Annotated in this window: 16 protein-coding genes, 2 pseudogenes, 1 riboswitch and 1 other annotated feature (1 of these 20 running past the window's edge); of the genes and pseudogenes, 12 read left to right on the forward strand and 6 right to left on the reverse strand. The window is 34.4% G+C overall.

Features of this window, described 5'->3' with window-relative positions:
• Positions 1-20: 20 nt before the first annotated feature.
• A complete protein-coding gene (locus M014_RS0105240; RefSeq protein WP_026590779.1) occupies positions 21-1,481 on the forward strand; it encodes a CoA-acylating methylmalonate-semialdehyde dehydrogenase in 1,461 nt (486 codons plus the stop codon).
• An 80-nt stretch (positions 1,482-1,561) separates the two neighbouring features.
• On the opposite strand, the gene M014_RS0105245 is transcribed toward M014_RS0105240, so the two are convergent.
• Positions 1,562-2,194, reverse strand: a complete 633-nt coding sequence (locus M014_RS0105245; protein ID WP_026590780.1) for a LysE family translocator — start codon at positions 2,192-2,194, stop codon at positions 1,562-1,564.
• A gap of 200 nt (positions 2,195-2,394) precedes the next feature.
• Positions 2,395-3,447: an enoyl-CoA hydratase/isomerase family protein gene (locus M014_RS0105250; RefSeq protein WP_026590781.1), complete on the reverse strand. Its 1,053-nt coding sequence runs from the start codon at positions 3,445-3,447 to the stop codon at positions 2,395-2,397.
• Between the two features lie 446 nt (positions 3,448-3,893).
• Here M014_RS0105250 and M014_RS0105255 point away from each other — a divergent pair, with 446 nt between their 5' ends.
• From M014_RS0105255 to M014_RS0105270, 4 genes are all read left to right on the forward strand, one after another.
• Entirely contained in the window at positions 3,894-4,151 is a 258-nt protein-coding gene (locus tag M014_RS0105255) for a hypothetical protein (RefSeq protein ID WP_026590782.1), read from the forward strand.
• Between the two features lie 180 nt (positions 4,152-4,331).
• Positions 4,332-4,571, forward strand: coding sequence for a DUF2584 family protein (locus M014_RS0105260; RefSeq protein ID WP_026590783.1), 240 nt, complete (start codon positions 4,332-4,334; stop codon positions 4,569-4,571).
• 21 nt (positions 4,572-4,592) lie between these two features.
• On the forward strand, positions 4,593-5,750 hold the full coding sequence (locus M014_RS0105265) for an exonuclease SbcCD subunit D (RefSeq protein WP_026590784.1): 1,158 nt from the start codon (positions 4,593-4,595) through the stop codon (positions 5,748-5,750).
• Positions 5,747-8,836 (forward strand): AAA family ATPase, encoded by a 3,090-nt coding sequence (locus M014_RS0105270; RefSeq protein ID WP_026590785.1) that lies wholly within the window; start codon positions 5,747-5,749, stop codon positions 8,834-8,836. Before M014_RS0105265 ends, M014_RS0105270 begins: the two co-directional genes overlap by 4 nt.
• 59 nt (positions 8,837-8,895) lie before the next feature.
• Here M014_RS0105270 and M014_RS27895 read toward each other — a convergent pair.
• Positions 8,896-9,168: pseudogene (locus M014_RS27895) on the reverse strand (tyrosine-type recombinase/integrase); the annotation flags it as partial.
• Between M014_RS27895 and M014_RS30570 the strand changes: the two are divergent.
• Positions 9,150-9,364, forward strand: a pseudogene (locus tag M014_RS30570) (hypothetical protein); the annotation flags it as partial. The pseudogenes M014_RS27895 and M014_RS30570 overlap by 19 nt on opposite strands.
• Before the next feature lie 195 nt (positions 9,365-9,559).
• Here M014_RS30570 and M014_RS0105275 read toward each other — a convergent pair.
• Positions 9,560-9,832, reverse strand: a complete 273-nt coding sequence (locus M014_RS0105275) for an HU family DNA-binding protein (protein ID WP_026590786.1) — start codon at positions 9,830-9,832, stop codon at positions 9,560-9,562.
• A 237-nt stretch (positions 9,833-10,069) separates the two neighbouring features.
• Here M014_RS0105275 and M014_RS0105280 point away from each other — a divergent pair, with 237 nt between their 5' ends.
• Complete coding sequence (locus M014_RS0105280; protein WP_026590787.1) at positions 10,070-10,834, forward strand: DUF3891 family protein; 765 nt, start codon at positions 10,070-10,072, stop codon at positions 10,832-10,834.
• A 40-nt stretch (positions 10,835-10,874) separates the two neighbouring features.
• On the forward strand, positions 10,875-11,804 hold the full coding sequence (locus M014_RS0105285; protein WP_026590788.1) for an MBL fold metallo-hydrolase: 930 nt from the start codon (positions 10,875-10,877) through the stop codon (positions 11,802-11,804).
• A 90-nt stretch (positions 11,805-11,894) separates the two neighbouring features.
• Here the strand turns inward: M014_RS0105285 and M014_RS0105290 are convergent, their stop codons facing one another.
• Positions 11,895-13,262: an alanine/glycine:cation symporter family protein gene (locus M014_RS0105290; RefSeq protein ID WP_026590789.1), complete on the reverse strand. Its 1,368-nt coding sequence runs from the start codon at positions 13,260-13,262 to the stop codon at positions 11,895-11,897.
• Positions 13,263-13,368: 106 nt separating this feature from the next.
• A riboswitch (glycine riboswitch) is annotated at positions 13,369-13,491 on the reverse strand.
• A 270-nt stretch (positions 13,492-13,761) separates the two neighbouring features.
• Positions 13,762-14,346: a hypothetical protein gene (locus M014_RS0105295; protein WP_026590790.1), complete on the reverse strand. Its 585-nt coding sequence runs from the start codon at positions 14,344-14,346 to the stop codon at positions 13,762-13,764.
• Between the two features lie 266 nt (positions 14,347-14,612).
• On the opposite strand from M014_RS0105295, the gene M014_RS26445 reads away from it, so the two are divergent.
• From M014_RS26445 to rluF, 4 genes are all read left to right on the forward strand, one after another.
• Positions 14,613-14,795: a hypothetical protein gene (locus M014_RS26445; protein ID WP_081810968.1), complete on the forward strand. Its 183-nt coding sequence runs from the start codon at positions 14,613-14,615 to the stop codon at positions 14,793-14,795.
• 169 nt (positions 14,796-14,964) lie between these two features.
• Complete coding sequence (locus M014_RS0105305) at positions 14,965-15,780, forward strand: nucleotidyltransferase (RefSeq protein ID WP_026590791.1); 816 nt, start codon at positions 14,965-14,967, stop codon at positions 15,778-15,780.
• Between the two features lie 66 nt (positions 15,781-15,846).
• The gene (locus M014_RS0105310) at positions 15,847-16,467 is read left to right on the forward strand and encodes a DUF4937 domain-containing protein (RefSeq protein WP_026590792.1); all 621 of its coding nucleotides are present in this window, start codon (positions 15,847-15,849) and stop codon (positions 16,465-16,467) included.
• Between the two features lie 283 nt (positions 16,468-16,750).
• A complete protein-coding gene (rluF, locus tag M014_RS0105315; RefSeq protein WP_017149579.1) occupies positions 16,751-17,458 on the forward strand; it encodes a 23S rRNA pseudouridine(2604) synthase RluF in 708 nt (235 codons plus the stop codon).
• Between the two features lie 131 nt (positions 17,459-17,589).
• Positions 17,590-17,599 (forward strand) — a binding site (T-box leader) (it continues 218 nt past the right edge of the window).

The following is a 17,599-nucleotide window of genomic DNA, read 5'->3' on the forward strand; positions in this document are numbered from 1 at the left end:
AATAAAAAGGAGCGAATACAATGATTACAACAGAAATTAAAAGAGTGAAAAATCATATTAATGGTGAATGGGTAGAATCTACTGGTACAGAGGTTGAAGCTGTTCCGAATCCTGCAACTGGAAAAATAATTGCGTATGTTCCGCTTTCACCAAAAGAAGATGTAGATCGAGCTGTTGAAGCTGCAAAAGTTGCTTACGAAACATGGTCAAAAGTGCCGGTTCCAAATCGTTCAAGACAGCTATATAAATATTTACAGCTTTTACAAGAAAACAAAGAAGAGCTTGCAAAAATTATTACATTAGAAAATGGTAAAACATTAAAAGATGCAACTGGTGAGGTGCAGCGTGGTATTGAAGCTGTAGAACTTGCAACATCAACACCAAATTTAATGATGGGTCAAGCACTTCCGAATATTGCAGGGGGAATTGATGGTTCAATTTGGCGCTATCCAATTGGAGTTGTTGCAGGTATTACACCGTTTAACTTCCCGATGATGATTCCATTATGGATGTTCCCATTAGCAATTGCTTGTGGTAATACATTTGTATTAAAAACATCGGAAAGAACGCCACTTTTAGCTGAGAGACTTGTAGAATTATTCTACGAAGCAGGCTTTCCAAAAGGGGTTTTAAACTTAGTACAGGGTGGGAAAGATGTTGTAAATAGCATTTTAGAGAATAAAGATATTCAAGCTGTTTCATTTGTTGGATCAGAGCCAGTTGCACGTTATGTATACGAAACAGGAACAAAATATGGAAAACGAGTACAAGCACTTGCAGGAGCGAAAAATCATGCGATTGTTATGCCAGATTGCAACCTTGAAAAAACGGTACAGGGTGTGATTGGTTCAGCGTTCGCGAGCAGTGGAGAACGCTGCATGGCATGCTCGGTTGTAGCAGTTGTGGATGAAATTGCTGATGAATTCATTGATGTTCTTGTGTCAGAAACACGTAAACTAAAAGTTGGTGATGGTTTCCACGAAGAGAATTATGTAGGGCCATTAATTCGCGAATCTCATAAAGAGCGTGTACTAGGCTATATTAATAGCGGTGTAGCAGATGGAGCTACTTTACTAGTAGATGGTCGTAAAATTAATGAAGAAGCCGGCGAAGGATATTTTGTTGGAGCGACAATCTTTGATGGCGTAAATCAAGATATGAAAATTTGGCAAGATGAAATCTTTGCTCCAGTATTAAGTATTGTGAGAGTAAAAGATTTGGAAGAAGGAATTAAACTGACAAACCAATCAAAATTTGCAAATGGTGCGGTTATTTATACATCAAGTGGCAAACATGCACAAACATTCCGTGATAATATCGATGCAGGAATGATTGGCGTAAATGTTAATGTTCCAGCTCCAATGGCATTCTTCGCATTTGCGGGAAATAAAGCGTCCTTCTATGGTGATCTTGGAACAAATGGAACAGATGGTGTACAATTTTATACACGTAAAAAAGTTGTGACAGAACGCTGGTTTTAATAGTTGAATAAAATACACATGTACATTGTTACTTGTACGAAAAATACACCACTCGTTAGAAAGTGGTGTATTTTTAATTGTTAACTATTCTTTTCGAAAGCTAACTTGATACCAAATCCAATTAAGACAATGCCAGTAATTCCTTGGATATATCTTTGGGTAGCTGGTTTTTTCATAAAAACACTAATTTTATCAATTAAGAAGATATAAAAGGCAAACCATATTACGGTTAAAACAAGATAGGTAAGACCCATGATTAGAAATTGAACGAGTGTATTATAGTCAGGACTTAAAAATTGCGGTAAAAAAGTTAAAAAGAATACAGCGATTTTTGGATTTAAAAGATTGGTTAGAAACCCTTGGCGAAAACAGGAACTGTTTTCATCGGCATGTTTCATAGGTAGTTCATTCGTATCTATGCTGTTTTTGTCTTTTAAAGATAACAGTGCTTTAATACCTAAATAGACGAGATAAATAGCACCGACATATTTAAAAATAGAAAATAAGAAAGCCGATTTAACAATAATAGCGGAAAGTCCAATTACAGCAGCTAACGTATGAATTAAAAGAGCGATACATGTACCGAAAACTGTTTTTACTCCTCCCATTTTTCCTGAAGTAAGGGTGTTTTTCGTAGCCATTGCGGTGTCAGGTCCCGGTAAAATAATAAGACAAATTGACATAATAATAAAAAGAAGATAGTTCGCCACCATCACTCCACCTTTCTGTTTGTATGTTTTGAAAATTCAATCAAAATAAGTGTAACACAATTAAAGTTGTATGTTAAATAAAAATTAATTATGTTAAAGCGTATTTAATAAATTTATTCAAAGAGGTGTAAAATGTGGGAAATATAAATATCGGAAAAGGCTAGATGGAACAGCAAATGAGCTGTTTTCACCTAGCCTTTTACTTATGCATTGAGAAGATTAAAGAATCGATTTACATCTTCATCTGAGACATCACTTAATTGTTTATATTTATATTGTGGGTTTTGGTCTTTGTCTACTACGACGGAGCGTACTCCTTCAAAGAAATCTTCGTGTCTCATGAAATTTTTAGCGAGCACGAGGTCTGTCGCAAAGCATTCTTCTACCGATTTTCCCTTGCCATCAATAAGTTGTTTTAATGTTACTTTTAATGAAAATGGAGATTTTGATAGTAATGTTTCTTTCGTTTTTAAAGTAAAGGTATTGCTAGCATTTTCTAATGAATGGACGATTTCTTCAATTGTTTGGAATGAAAAATGTGTATTAATTCCTTCTAATAAAGAAGCCAGTTCACTTTCTATATTAGGGGTGGTTGCAAATTTATGAATGATTTCTTTTAAAGTAGTATGTACATCTTGCTGGTTCCAGTTAACATTTTCAAGTTCTGTAAGGAGAGCAGGTAATGAATCAGATGTCATATAATAATCAGCAGCATTTATATATAATACATCAGCAGCTTTTAAGACAGATGCTGTTAACGCGACATAACGACCAGTTTGTCCAGGTGCTTTATTTAAGAAGTAAGCAGCTCCAACATCTGGGAAGAAACCAATATTCATCTCAGGCATTGCCCATTTTGTACGTTCTGTCACAATTCTATGTGTAGCACCATTCGTAAGGCCGACACCACCGCCCATTACAATTCCATCTAAACAAGCGACAATTGGTTTTGGGTAATGATATATATAAGTATCTATTTCATATTCTTCTTCAAAGAACTGTTCGGCATGTTGTAATGCAACTTCATTTGAACGTGCTTCATATAATGTTTTAATATCGCCGCCAGCACAAAACCCTTTTGTACCAGCCCCTTTTAAGACGATAATGGCAATGTGGTCATCTTTCTCCCATTCTTTGAGCTTTTGTCCAATTGGTTTTAACATGTCATAAGATATAGAGTTAAGTGCTTTTGGACGGTTTAAAGTAATCGTTGCAACACCGTTTTCACTAATAGAAAATAAAACATTTTCGGTCATTTCGAATCCTCCTCTTATATATCTTCTCATTCTTATTTCTCGATACAAGCTAAAATGTCCTTTATAATTTATCTAAAATGCAAGTAGTGTGCCAATTTTGGTATCTTTAATTAAGAAGAAGTAGTAGCGATAAAGTGTCTAACTGTCTAAACAAATGGGCATTAAGACAGTGAACTAGATACTTTTAGAATGGTGCATATTTTGACGAGTTATATTTGCAGGATTTCAACATACGAAAATGAATAGTACAACATCAGTTGTTTCCAATGTAAATGATATTGTTTGCAACTTGATAATGAAGGGAATATTATATTTACCATGTTTAATTTAAATGAACATAAGTAATTGGGGATAGCAACTTCCTTTTGTTGTATTCAGCGAATGGTCTTACTTTTAACAAAGAGGGAGTTTGTATATAATAGGGAGTAGGGAAAGGGGAGATCGGAATGCCAGGGCCTTTACTAGTATCGGTTATTATTTTGTCTTCTCTCATGTTAGGAATTACACAGTATTTTCATCGCACAGATACGACAGAAGAAATTAAAGATAAAGTACGTCTCGTATTTCCCGTTTTTATAATCTCTATTTCACTCTGTTTTGTGTTAAATAGAGATGGGTATATCGTGGCCTTATTTTCATTTTTTATAGCGATTATATTAATCACTATATTGTACTATATAATGAAAGATTATTTACAAAAATAAGAATGCCTGAAAGGGCATTTTTATTTTTGTAAAAAAATAATTTCACATACTGTATTATAGTGAAAAATACATAAAACATTAAAAAAGCAAAATAAATTCTACATCATGTATTCACTTGTCAATCGTGAATAGCCGCTATACTATTAAAGTATAGAGAACAAGAAAAGGGGCTGTACTTATATGAAATTTGAGATGCATACAAAGATTATTTCAAATGAAAAAGAAATGAGATTACATATAGAAGAAAATATATTTCAATTAACTTTAGATGGTTATCATTTATTTGCTTTGGATGAAATGTTACCTTTATATAAATCTGATCAAGAAAAAATCGGTAGTGCAATTGTTCAAAAAATAGAGTGGGAAAATGAAAAGACAACACTGAACTATCAACTTGTTTCATTACAATCAGTAAATTAAAAGAGAGAAAGGAAGGGAAAGATGAAGTTATTTCATACAGCGGATTGGCATTTAGGAAAACTTGTTCACGGTGTATATATGACCGAAGATCAACAAATTGTTTTAGAGCAGTTCGTTCAAGCTGTGGAAGAAGAAAAACCAGATGCCGTAATTATTGCAGGTGATTTATACGACCGAGCAATTCCTCCGACAGAAGCAGTAGACTTATTAAATGATGTATTACAAAAAATAGTGATTGATTTACAAACGCCAGTAATTGCAGTAGCAGGGAATCATGATAGTCCAGATCGTATCCATTTTGGCAGTAGTTTAATGAAGAAACAAGGATTGCATATTGTGGGACAATTCCGATTCCCTTATGAACCAGTTGTTTTAAAGGATGCGTATGGAGAGGTACATTTTCATTTAGTTCCGTATGCTGATCCAAGTATTGTAAGACACGTTATGAAAAATGAAGATATTCGTTCACATGATGATGCGATGCGTATTTTTATGAATGAACTTTCGGAAACAATGGATCAAGAAGCAAGACACGTATTTGTAGGACATGCATTTGTTACTTCTTCAGGTGAAGCAGAAGACAACACGAGTGATGCAGAGCGGCCGCTTTCTATTGGTGGTGCTGAATACGTAAATAGCCACTATTTTGACAAGTTTCATTACACGGCGCTTGGTCATTTACATCAAGCGCATTTTGTCCGTAATGAAACAATTCGCTATTCAGGTTCACCCCTTGCATATTCCATTTCTGAAGAGCGTCATAAGAAAGGATATTACATTGTTGAATTAGATGAAACAGGACAAACAACAATAGAGAAACGCTTATTTACCCCTCGTCGCCAAATGCGAACAGTAGAAGCGAAAATAGATGATTTATTAAAACATCCGACCAGCGAAGATTATGTTTTCGTTAAACTATTAGATGAAAATCCTGTATTGCAACCGATGGAGAAAATTCGTTCTGTATATCCAAATGCAATGCATGTTGAACGTTCTATACAAAGGCGGGAACTTACAGAATCAAATGAAATGACCGTATCTAGACATAAAACAGATGATTTATCTCTTTTAAAAGCCTTTTATAAAGAAATGAAGGGCTCAAATTTATCAGAAGAGAAAGAGCGTCTTTTCTTAGAAGTATTACAAACAGTGCAGGAACGGGAAGGTGAACGAGGATGAGACCACTTCAGCTTATTATGACAGCGTTTGGTCCATATAAACAGCGAGAAGTTATCGATTTTAGTGATCTTGGTGATCATCGTATTTTTGCCATTTCAGGAAATACGGGTGCGGGAAAAACGACGATATTTGATGCGATTTGTTATGTGTTATATGGAGAAGCGAGCGGAGAAGAACGCAGTGATACAAGTATGCTTCGCAGCCAATTTGCTGATGACAATGTATATACGAGTGTAGAATTAACCTTTCAATTGAAAGGTAAACAATATGAAATTAAAAGGCAGCTTGGTCATAAAAAACAAGGGAATAAAACAATTACTGGGCATGCTGTTGAATTATTTGAAGTAATAGATGATGAGAAGGCTCCATGTGTAGACCGTTTTCATGTAACAGACGTGAACAAAAAGGTCGAGGAGCTAATCGGACTAAGCAAACATCAATTTAGTCAAATTGTCATGCTTCCGCAAGGGGAGTTCCGAAAACTATTAACATCTGAAACGGAAAATAAAGAAGAGATATTACGCCGTATTTTTAAAACAGATCGTTATAAATTAATGCGTGAACTATTAGATCAAAAGCGGAAACAGTGGAAAGACATTTTGCAAGAAAAACAAAAAGAAAAAGAACTATACTTCCGAAATGTTTTTAAGTTACCAGTTCGAGACGGTTCGGTATTAGAGACACTAGTGCAGCAAGAACATGTCAATACGCACCAAGTAGTTGAAGCGCTTGAACAAGAAACAAGTTGTTATGAAGCGGAAGTTGAACAATTACAAATGCAACAAGTAGCACAAACGCAACAATTAAAAGTTGTAGAAGATCGTTTTCATGCAGCGAAATCTGTTAACGAAAAATTAAAAGATTTACAGATGAAACAAGAACAACAAACAAACTTACAAGAAAATCGTGCGCAAATAGAAATAGAGGAGCAACGATTTAAACGTGCAGAACAAGCAAAACGATTATTACCATTTGAACAATGGTATGAAGAAGCGATGCAAACCGAACAAAATACGGAACGATTGCTGAAACAAATATCTGTAAAGAAAGAACAAACAGTTAAGGCGTTTGAACTGGCTCATGCAAAATATGAAGAGTTAAAAGGGAAGGAATCTGCACGTGAAGAAGGTAAGAAGAACGTACAAAGATTGGAAGAATTACAGCCAATCATTGCTTCATTAGCAGAGAAAAAATCAAAATTACAAAAGGCAGAACTTCAGAGTGAGAAATTGAAAGCTGGTCTTTATAAGTTTGAGAAGCAACTAGAAGAGCAAAATTCTCAAAAACAGCAAATAGCTGGAGAACTGCAACAGTTAGAAGTAGCACTTGAGCAGTATGTAGAAAAAGTGGAAGAACTAACAAATATGCGAGAAGATGCAAAAGTCTTAAAGCAAGCATATGACGTTTGGCAAGAAAAACAAAAATATGAACAAGAAAAAGATACTGCCTATCAAAGGCTGGAATTAGCAGTTAAAGCCTATGAAGATATGGAAAGTCGCTGGTTAAACGAACAAGCTGGGGTATTAGCACTTCATCTTTATGAAGGAGAATCTTGCCCAGTATGTGGTAGCACGGCTCACCCAAAGAAAGCTACAGAGCAAGGAGATTCCATTGATGAAAAACAGTTAAATGAGCTGCGAGAAAATAAGAATGCTGCCGAAAAATTGCACATTCAATTAGAAGAAAAATGGAATTTCTATCGCCTACAATATGAACAAGTGATAGAAGAAGTCGCGAAGCGTGGATATCGCTCAGAAAAATTAGTTGAAACCTATCGTGCATTGGTGCAACAAGGAAAACAACTAGCAGCTGATGTAAACTCATTAAAAGAAAGTGAAGAAAAGCGCAAACAACTAGCACAAAGTCTGAAAAAGTTTGAAGAAAAATTAGAAGAATTACAGAAACAAAAGCGTGAAGTTGAAGTGATGCAGCACGGTACTGAGATGGAGTGTATGCAACTTCGTACGTTCTATGAACATGATCAGCAGAAAATTCCTGAGGACTTACAAACATTAGAAGCGTGGAAGCAGCAATTTGATCAAGCTGCAAGCACACTCCGTTTTATGGAAGAGGAATGGAAAAAAGTTCAAGAAGCGTATCAACATTGGCAAAATGAAAATATACGTGTGCAAGCTGAGCATGATGGGGTTGTAAAACAAGTGAACAGTGCAAAAGAGAAGAGAGAAGAGACTTTTGTACGATTTACGAAAGAGCTTGAAAAAGGTGAATTTATCGATCAACAAGGTTATAAAGCAGCGAAATTAACAGATGTAGAAATGAAACATCTGCAAGATCGAATTCAAAAATACTATTCATCACTTGAAGTATTAGCGAAACAAATTGAAGAATTAGCAAATGAATTAGAGGGAAAAGAATGGGTGGATATTACAGTTCTAGAAGAACAAATGAAGGAACTAGAAATTCAGCTCGATATTACAAAAGAAAAACGCCAACGTACTCAAAGTGCAGTTGCATATATTTCTGATCTATATGAAAACATTAAACGAATCGACGAACAAATTCATGAAGAGGAAAAAGCTTTTCAAGAGCTTGTTGATTTATATGAGGTTATGAAAGGGGATAATGAAAGCCGTATTTCTTTTGAACGTTACATTTTAATTGAGTATCTAGAACAAATTGTTCAAATTGCTAACGAAAGACTTCGTAAACTATCAAATGGACAATTCTATTTAAAACGGAGTGAACGAGTTGAAAAAAGAAATCGTCAAAGTGGACTAGGATTAGATGTATACGATGCATACACTGGCCAAACACGTGACGTAAAAACATTGTCTGGTGGAGAGAAATTTAACGCATCACTTTGTCTAGCACTTGGTATGGCAGATGTCATTCAATCTTATGAAGGCGGCATTTCTATTGAAACAATGTTCATCGATGAAGGGTTTGGCTCACTAGATGAAGAGTCATTAACAAAAGCAGTCGATGCATTGATTGATTTACAAAAATCAGGACGATTTATCGGTGTTATTTCGCACGTACAAGAGTTGAAGAATGCAATGCCGGCAGTACTTGAAGTAACAAAACAGAAGGATGGTTGTAGTCAGACTAGGTTTGTGGTGAAGTAATACCCTGAACCCTTCTAATTTACCCAGCATTTTGAACGTTATTTTAGTCCCAAGTCACACTAGCGGTCACACTTTTCGAATACTTCGTCGAGCTTTTCAGCTACAGAACGTTGCATATCAGGAAGTACGTGACTGTACGTATTTAATGTCGTACCTATATCAGCGTGACCTAGTCGTTCTGAAATTAATTTTACATTAACGTTTTGTTGTATCAACAACGTAGCGTGAGTATGTCGTAAATCATGAAATCGTATTCTAGGTAGCCCAAGTTTTTCAGTTACATTGTAGAACAATCTCCGTATGCTACGAGAATCTAACGGTTTCCGTATACGATGCATACACTGGCCAAACACGTGACGTAAAAACATTGTCTGGTTTAACGCATCACTTTGTCTAGCATTTGGTATGGCAGATGTCATCCAATCTTATGAAGGTGGCATTTCTATTGAAACAATGTTCATCGATGAAGGGTCTGGCTCACTAGATGAATAGTCATTAACAAAAGCAGGCGATGCATTGATTGATTTATAAAAATCAGGACGATTTATCGGTGTTATTTCGTACGTACAAGTATGGAGGAATCTTTATAGACTAGAAATAAAAATAGAGTATAAAAGATTCATTTCAAATTAGGATGTTTAGTGTTTAGGTTTTTTGAGGAGAAATTTACCGATTAAAAGATAATAATAGACCAGCCTATTAAAGGACTGGTCTATTATTGTTTCATTTTACAGCTTCCTTTAATTCTTTCCCTGCTTTAAATGCCGGTACTTTTCCAGCTGCGATTTGGATTTCTTCACCCGTTTGAGGATTGCGACCTGTACGTGCAGCTCTCTCGCGTACCTCAAATGTTCCAAAACCAATAAGTTGTACTTTGTCACCAGTTTGTAAAGCATTCGTAATTGTATCAAATACAGATTGAACAGCTACTGAAGCTTCCTTTTGTGAAATATCGGCAGTTTGAGCTACATTTTTAATTAATTCAGTTTTGTTCATTTTTTCACCCCATATTATTTTTTGTCTAGGTCTATTTCGATGATGAGTAAAAGAATGTAGAAAGATTTGTGAAAAGTAAAAGTTGCTTGGATTACACTGTTATCTTAATTTCGGTGAAAGAGGCAGAATCCCTGCAAGATATGAGTGAATTTATATTAATTGTTCCTTAAAATAGGCGAATTCATATAGATTATAATAAATCAGATATATAAAATAGAAGAGAGGGGGAATTTAATTATGATTATTCGTACAAAGTTAGACGAAATCATATTAATTCGGCAGCATGAACATGGATTTTTGGCGGGAGAATTTGCAAGAAATTTTAGAAAAGATGCATTTGAAGATAAGACATATTTAAAAGAGTGTATGAATGCGATTTATGAACATGATAGAGGGTGGATCGGCTTAGATAAAACACCATTTTGGAATGATGCTAAAAATACACCTTATACGTTTATGGATTGTCCGAGTTCGCTAAGGTTTGTTTTTTATACATTAGGGCTAAATGAGATTGAAAATACAAATCCGTACGGTGCTATACTATGTAGTAAGCATTTTATATCATTCCCTCTTAACCAAGACGATCAGGAAATGATAGAGTTTTATAAACAGGAATTGGATCGTCAAAAGAAATTTTTGAAAACGCTAACAAAAAAACAACATGCTATGTTTGATAAGCATTATAAACTTTTGAAGTTTTGCGATGAGTTATCTTTATATGCTTGTATGAATGAACCTGGTGTAACGAAAAAAGAAGAAATTGATTTATTTAAAGAAGGATTTGAAGGCACTGAAATTTTTAACACTATTACAAATAAACCGTTAACAGCTGAATGGATAGATAAAAAAAAGATTCGAATTACGCCGTTTCCTTTTGAATCAGAATTTAAGGCACATGTAAGATATAAATCTATACAAAAAAATATAATAAAGGAAATTGGTATTGTTAAAGCGGATAAAGAAGCAAAACCTAAGAAACTAGAATTATATTTTGTGAGATAAGCATGTAGTTATATAAAAATAAGGAAAAGAGGGGAAAGAAATGTACAATGAATGCAGTAGCGAGCATTTTATGGTTGAGAAATTAGAAGATGGTATTTACGCGGCAATCGCAAAAGAAGGAGGAGGTTCCTTAGCAAATGCTGGTTTTATTGATATGGGGGATCAAGCTATTATTTTTGATACATTTAATACACAACAAGCTGCAGCGGATTTAAAAAAGATAGCAGAAGAAATAACTGGCCAACCTATATCATGGGTTATTAATAGTCATTGGCACGGAGACCATATTCGTGGGAATCAGATTTTTGAAAATTGTACTATCATATCTAGTCATACAACATACGAGCAAATGGAAAAAATTCATTCTTCCAGAATTGATAAACAGAAACAAGACATAGAAGGTTTACATATATATTTACAATCCCTACAAGATCAATTCACTCAAACAAATGATGTAGGCTTACGAAAACAGATTTCATTCTTAAATCAGTTAGCCATTTCATTACCTACACTACAACTTGTATTACCCCAATGTTCTTTCCAAAATGAATTTACTATACACGGTTCGAAAAGAACTGCAAAATTGATTACGTTAGGCGGAGGGCATTCCGTTTGTGATACGATTCTTTACTTACCTAAAGAAAAAATTTGTTTTATGGGAGATTTATTATTTGTGAAGTCACATCCTACCTTTTTTGAAGAATCTAATCTTCAAGAATGGAAGCGTATGTTAGAATTGATTGAGGAATTTGAAATTAATAAGGTAGTACCAGGACATGGCACTGTGGGTGTAAAACCAGACTTGAGAAAAGTAATAGAGTATATAGAAGAATTAACGTTATTAGTCAGCGAGAATACAAATATTGATGAGGTCAAATGTCCGAGTGCTTATATAAATTGGTATGCGCCTGAGGTTTTTACATCAAACTTAAAGTATTTGAAAAAATTAATGACATCACCAATTATGTGAAAAATAGTACTGTATAAGAAATTATATAAGAGTGATATAAGTAAAGGGTACTCCATTTTTATATGGGGTACCCTTTGTTTCTAAGTTTTATTAACTTACAATTTTTTCATTTGATGCTTTGAGCTTTTCGGCTTGTAAAAATCGATTTGTTTCTGCTACCACAACACCACTTAATCCAATTAGGCCAACTAAGTTTGGAATAGCCATAAGTCCATTTGCAATATCAGCGAATGTCCACACGATTCCGAGTTTTAAGTTGGCACCAATTGCAATCATTACAATGAAGATGACTTTATAGTATTGTACAGCACCTTGTCCGAATAAATAGGCTACACATTTTTCACCATAATAAGACCATCCTAAAATAGTGGAGTAGGCGAATAAAATGATTGCAATACCAAGAATCACGCTACCAGCATTGCCAAATACAGATTGGAAAGCAAGTGTTGTCGCTTCAACACCAGTTTTTCCGGATTTCCAGGCACCCGTTGTAATTAATACTAAACCAGTAATTGTGCAAACAATAAATGTATCAAGAAAAGTTCCTGTCATTGACACAAGCGCTTGTTTAGCAGGTGAATCTGTTTTTGCAGCAGCTGCAGCAATTGGCGCACTTCCTAAACCTGCTTCATTGGCAAACACTCCGCGTGCCATCCCGATTTGAATAGCGGAAGCAACCGTAGCCCCGATAAAACCACCAGCAGCTGCAGTGCCTTGAAATGCACCAGAAAAAATAAGTGAAAATGCTTCTGGAACTTGATCAAAGTGATAAAAAACGATTATAAGACCTGAAATGACATAAAAGAAAGCTTTAAGTGGAACGAAAAATCCAGTGACTTTCCCGATTTTTTTCACGCCACCTAAAATAACAATCGCAATTAAGAAAGCCATTAATATACCAGTTAAAGCAGGAGGGAATGAAAAGTTTATTCTCATAGCTTCTGCAACAGAATTCGATTGGACCATATTTCCGATTCCAAAAGAAGCGGTTGTTCCGAAAATAGCAAATAAAATAGCTAGCCATTTTTTCCCTAACCCACGTTCTAAGTAATACATCGGACCGCCGGAATATTCGCCGTTTTCATTATTTACACGATATTTTACCGCGAGGATCGCTTCTGCATATTTCGTGGCCATACCGAACAATGCAGTAATCCACATCCAAAATATTGCCCCAGGTCCACCAATTGTAACAGCAGTTGCGACCCCAGCTATATTTCCCATTCCGATGGTAGCGGCCATCGCTGTCATGAGCGCTTGGAAATGACTAATATCTCCGGAAGAAGATGTATCTTCTGATTTTCGAAATGCTAGTTTGTGAGCGTATAATAGTTTGCTAAACTGTAACCCTTTTAGACGCACTGTGAGAATGATTCCAGTTCCGACTAGGAGGAATAAGGTCGGTAATCCCCATACGTAGTGATTGATTTGTTCTAATACTTTACTTACTGTCTCCATCTTTATTCTCCTTTTAGAAAAAATAAAAAACCACTTCACATAAATGAAATGGTCTCTGGAGAAACAAGGAATAGAAAAATAAACCGATGCAAATCGGCGTTTTCTTTCTCTTGTCTCTGTCCTTTTACCTGAGAGATTATCCGCTAATACAAGCGGATTTGCTCCTTCGGTGCTCTGTTTCCTCCGCACTATATGATAGGCGAGAGGGAGTCTCTCCAGAGATTCGTCCCCATGCAGTTCTACTTGTAACCAAGACCTGAGAGTTTCAAAGCTGAGTCATCAACTTTTTGCCCCGTCGGTAGATCAATTGATCTTCTCCTGAATGGTTCATCCGAATTATGTGATTAGAAGCTTAAACATATTGATATGAAATGATTTTTACATAATCAATAAACAACATTATAGGTTCCGTATAAATGAATTGCAATCATTTTTTATTGGAAAATAATTTTAAACAAAAATTTTATTTCTCAAAATGGAAGGGAATGGTGTAGTTAATTTATTTTTTTGTTATCCCTAATTTACCTTCTACTTCAGCTAATGTAGATAAAGCTATGACAATATTTTGATCAGCAAGACCTAAAGATTGCGTAGCATTTTCTAGACTATCTTTTAAAGGTTTCTCATTGTTTAAGCCTTGCGTAACAGATAATGCAGCATTTTCCATACAATTTGAAGCTGCTGTAAACGCAGTTTTAAAATGCTCTATTTTCTGCTTTATTGCAGGATCTTTTATTTTCTCTTCAACTTTAAAGATCTCCGTTTTTTTAGAGATCTCGTTGAACTGGTTTGCTATACTATTCATTTTATCTAGTAAATCAGCTGTATTTATGTTACCTGGATTTGAATTTAGTTCAGTCCATGTCGGTAACCAATCATGCTCCACGATATTATCATAGTTTGTAGTAAGTAAATCAATTGGGGATTTTAATTCTTGTTGATAGATTTTTTTATCGACAGGTTCTTTAACAGTTTGAATTTTTTTCTCCTTCGTGTAGTTCGAAAAAATAATGACCCCAATGCTGGCAATTATCAGTGTGCTAAAAAGACAAAGGCACCATTTTTTATAGAACGATTTTTTCATTTGGTATTTCCTCCTAATATGAAAAACATAAGCTGTATTAATCTATAATAACAAGTTACATAGGTAGAAGTTGTTGTATTTTGTCGAAAAAAGGAAGGGACTGGAGAAATAAATAATAATGGGATTATACAGTAAGAATAAAATATTAAATGATATTACTTTTAATAACATATAAGGATGAGGTTTTCGATGGAGAAAAAGAGATGGGAAATATACTCTAATATAATTATGGTATTAGTTTTAGGGGGCTATTGGCGCTAATATTCATGACGAAAGAATCAAAGATTGAAGATTTTCCAGTTCCTATGTCAGCTATTCATATTGAAGATGACAATCAAGCAGATTATCAATATATAAGTCTAATGCCTATTTCAAACGCGAAGGGGTGGGAGAACCTTGGAGAAGATGGGCATACTGTAGTATTTCAAAAAGGAGATAGGAAAGGTTGAATCAGTTACTGAGAATGTGAGTTTCATTATCAATATACTCCTTTTATTGAGTTATTTAGTAAATATATTATAAGCATACCATGGTAAGGTTCCTTTTTGTTTTTATTCCGAATCTTTTGTTTTATAATTAATTTGTATATAACACTTTATATAGAAATGAGCTGATTGATTGTCAATTATTAAGAAAATAGGTCGTTTTTGTCCCGTAGATGACAAAGGATACATTATAAATGATTCACATATCAATAATATTCAACCAGTTTTTCTGGAGGTAATACAAGAAGTAAAGAATGCGTGTTTTCAATCGTTACAGGATGATTTGCATAGCATTTACATTAGAGGGTCTGTTCCAAGAGGGATTGGAATAGAGGGGATTGCAGATATAGACACAATTATATTCGTTCGAAAAGATCCGAGAACAATAGACTTGGAATGGAGTGAAAATATAGAGCAACAATTGCTTCGAAAATTTGGTTGTATATCTGGGGTGGAATTAAGTTTTTATGAAGTAGAAGAAGTGTTACATTCCAGTCGTTTTTCATTTATAAGTTTTATGATTCAAACACATGGAGTATGTATATTCGGTGAAGATATAAGATCACAGCTACCTAAATATAAAGTAAGTCAAGAATTAGCTCATGAACACCTGAAATATTTACAGATACAAATTGAACAAGCGCGTGAAGAGCTAATTCATAATAAAGGTAGGGAGGATATAATAGATTGTTGCAGCTGGATTATGAAAATCATAGTTAGAGCAGGATTAGCATTAACAATTGATAAAGAAGGACTTTATTCTAGAGACCTTTATCCAGCGTATGAGTTGTTTAATAAGCATTTTCCAGAACAAGAACAAAATATGAGGAAAGCGCTACAATATGCAGTTAATCCTATAGACGACATAATGGAAATTACAGCATATTTAGATAACTTTGGGAGTTGGATGATAAAAGAAGCGAATTATTATTTAAATAATAGTGAATGAAACAAAACATAATTTTATTATGTAAACAAATAGTGCCATTTTTTAGTTATAGTAAGGGGGAGCAGCATGTTATTAAAAATGATATTTTGTCAGGTTGAAAAAGAGAAAAAGGGTTTATTTTCAGAGGCGCAAGAGAAATGGGGAGGTTTACAAAATCTAGAGGGATTTTATGGACAGTTCGGGGGCTGGAATGAAGATGAGGCCTGTATATTTACTGTATGGGGAAACATGGATACATATCAAAAATTTATGAATGAAATGCATGATCCAATTTTTCATAATAGCAATCAAAAGGATACGTATTTATCTTGTAAAATAGAGTTATTTCAAACGTTATTTGATATGAAAGCTACTTCATTTACGAATGCACTTGTAAAAAATCTATTTGTCAGGGTAGCAGTTTGTGATGTGAAAAGAGGCAGGGAAGAGAACTTTTTACATATACAAGAAACAATTTGGAATAAAGGAATGGAAAAATCAGAAGGAATGTTAGGTGGTGTTGTGGGAAGATCTCTTAAAAACTCCAATCGCTATGTCGTTCTTTCTTTTTGGGAAAATGAAATGTCACATCACCGTTATGTGAAAGAAATTTTCCCTAGATTATATGCGTTAGCTAATGTAACTATGGATGTTGAAAGTATAAATGGAAAGCAAGTTGCGTGTATAGAAGAATGGTCTGTATATTAATTATGAAAAAAGTAAATAAATGATGTTATATCTAGGATAAATGCTTTTAATAGTTATTGTTGTATGAATTGTTAGTTTTAAAAGTAGAAGGTGTGCAGTGAATGAATGTATGATTGGTATCTCGTTCAATGAGATGAATTCTTTTAAACATGAAATTTATAGAAGACGTCAGATACCCTTTCATGTTAATATATTTAAGTTATATTAGGAGGCTTACCCTTTTGTGATTGTACGGTAGAAGCAGTGTGAGCTTGAATTTTTTAGAGAAAAGGATGTGCCTAACTTGCGTATTAATAAATTTATTAGTGAATCTGGAAAAGCATCTAGACGTGGAGCAGATAAGTTAATTAATGAAAGAAGAGTAATTATTAACGGAAAGGTTGCAAAAATAGGTGACCAAGTACAACCAGGTGATGACGTGCGAGTAAATGGAGAGCAGCTTCGAATTGCTCGAGACCATGTGTATATCGCTTTAAATAAACCAGTAGGTATTACATGTACAAGTGAAAAGGCAGTTAAAGGTAACATTATCGATTTAGTAAATCATCCTTTACGAATTAATCACGTTGGACGTCTTGATAAAGATTCAGACGGTTTAATTTTGTTAACGAATGATGGCGATATTATTAATGAAATTTTACGTGCTGAAAATAAACATGAAAAAGAATATATTGTTTCAGTAGATAAGCCGATTACGCCTGAATTTTTAAAACAAATGGCAGCGGGTGTTAAAATTTTAGGAACAAAAACACTTCCTTGTGAAATAACACAGTTATCAAAATATGAATTCCAAATTATTTTAACACAAGGATTGAATCGCCAAATTCGTCGTATGTGTGAGGCTTTAGGTTATCAAGTTTACACATTAAAACGTACGCGAATTATGAATATCCAGTTGAATAATTTACCTGTTGGACAATGGAGAGATTTAACGAAGAAAGAGAAAAAAAGATTATTTGCAGATTTAAACTACGAACCGCAAGATTGGTAAAAAGGGTAGGGGAAATCAAAAAACATGAAATTTGTTTTTGGTTTCCTTTTTTTATTGAGCAAAAAATGTTTTTTGACACTTGCAAAAATAAAATGAATAGGATATAGTAAATAACAATAAATGGATGTATTGCAAAAGCAA

The organism is Bacillus sp. UNC437CL72CviS29 (genome assembly GCF_000482345.1).
GTDB classification, from domain to species: Bacteria; Bacillota; Bacilli; order Bacillales; family Bacillaceae_G; genus Bacillus_A; species Bacillus_A arachidis.

What these genes read in the sequence shown, in the direction of transcription:
- M014_RS0105295 (WP_026590790.1), bottom strand. Translation starts at nt 14,346, where the DNA reads ATGAAAAAATCGTTCTATAAAAAATGGTGCCTTTGTCTTTTTAGCACA.
- M014_RS0105270 (WP_026590785.1), top strand. Translation starts at nt 5,747, where the DNA reads ATGAGACCACTTCAGCTTATTATGACAGCGTTTGGTCCATATAAACAG.
- M014_RS0105275 (WP_026590786.1), bottom strand. Translation starts at nt 9,832, where the DNA reads ATGAACAAAACTGAATTAATTAAAAATGTAGCTCAAACTGCCGATATT.
- M014_RS26445 (WP_081810968.1), top strand. Translation starts at nt 14,613, where the DNA reads ATGACGAAAGAATCAAAGATTGAAGATTTTCCAGTTCCTATGTCAGCT.
- M014_RS0105280 (WP_026590787.1), top strand. Translation starts at nt 10,070, where the DNA reads ATGATTATTCGTACAAAGTTAGACGAAATCATATTAATTCGGCAGCAT.
- M014_RS0105250 (WP_026590781.1), bottom strand. Translation starts at nt 3,447, where the DNA reads ATGACCGAAAATGTTTTATTTTCTATTAGTGAAAACGGTGTTGCAACG.
- M014_RS0105285 (WP_026590788.1), top strand. Translation starts at nt 10,875, where the DNA reads ATGTACAATGAATGCAGTAGCGAGCATTTTATGGTTGAGAAATTAGAA.
- M014_RS0105290 (WP_026590789.1), bottom strand. Translation starts at nt 13,262, where the DNA reads ATGGAGACAGTAAGTAAAGTATTAGAACAAATCAATCACTACGTATGG.
- M014_RS0105255 (WP_026590782.1), top strand. Translation starts at nt 3,894, where the DNA reads ATGCCAGGGCCTTTACTAGTATCGGTTATTATTTTGTCTTCTCTCATG.
- M014_RS0105245 (WP_026590780.1), bottom strand. Translation starts at nt 2,194, where the DNA reads ATGGTGGCGAACTATCTTCTTTTTATTATTATGTCAATTTGTCTTATT.
- M014_RS0105240 (WP_026590779.1), top strand. Translation starts at nt 21, where the DNA reads ATGATTACAACAGAAATTAAAAGAGTGAAAAATCATATTAATGGTGAA.
- M014_RS0105265 (WP_026590784.1), top strand. Translation starts at nt 4,593, where the DNA reads ATGAAGTTATTTCATACAGCGGATTGGCATTTAGGAAAACTTGTTCAC.
- M014_RS0105310 (WP_026590792.1), top strand. Translation starts at nt 15,847, where the DNA reads ATGTTATTAAAAATGATATTTTGTCAGGTTGAAAAAGAGAAAAAGGGT.
- M014_RS0105260 (WP_026590783.1), top strand. Translation starts at nt 4,332, where the DNA reads ATGAAATTTGAGATGCATACAAAGATTATTTCAAATGAAAAAGAAATG.